The following is a 656-nucleotide window of genomic DNA, read 5'->3' as shown; positions in this document are numbered from 1 at the left end:
GCGCTGAAAGAGCTGTGGTATGCCCCTGATGAACAGGAGGCAAGGCAACGCTGGAATGAATGGTACAGACAATCGCAGGAAAGTGGCATAAAGGCACTGACGCTGTTCGCTGAAAAACTAAAAGGGTATGTGGGAGGGATAATAGCCAGTGCGATACATCGACTCAATACCAGCGTACTGGAAGGGATGAACAACAGGAGCAAGGTGATAAAGTGAATGGCATATGGATACCGTGATAACGACTACTTCTTCTTGAAAATAAAAGCAGCGTTCCCCGGTAAAGTGCGATGAACCTTTTTTGTGGGGTGTTGAGGCGTGATGCGCTGGCGTCGAGATGTATTGTAAGTCTAACCCTCATCGAATTGCTGAAGATCGTGCTCAGAAGGCGGTAAAGTACTGCAACGTGTTCCCAACGGGCGACTCCGTGCGGAAAGTGATTTATCTGGTGATACAATTGGCATCGAAAAAATGGAATTGTCGATCCAGAACTGGCGGCTGGTGATGAGCCGTTTTATTGTCGAGTTCAGGGACCGCGAGAGCGTTCAGAATTCTGTGTCACGTTAAAAATTCTACAGCGTCATCACGTTATTTAGTCGCCCTTCAAAATAAATGGCCAACTGTGACAATGTCAAATTCCAGCTCCGGATGGGCATTGT

At 47.4% G+C, this 656-nt stretch carries 1 pseudogene; it reads left to right on the top strand.

The annotated features are described in order from the left end of the window. A pseudogene (locus HEP82_RS19840) lies at positions 1–291 on the top strand (transposase); the annotation flags it as partial. Positions 292–656 lie beyond the last annotated feature (365 nt).

Origin of the sequence: Musicola keenii (genome assembly GCF_014855505.1) — a bacterium.
GTDB classification, from domain to species: Bacteria; Pseudomonadota; Gammaproteobacteria; order Enterobacterales; family Enterobacteriaceae; genus Musicola; species Musicola paradisiaca.
Note: the sequence above shows the minus strand (reverse complement) of the source record. Positions and strands in the feature narration are given on the sequence as shown.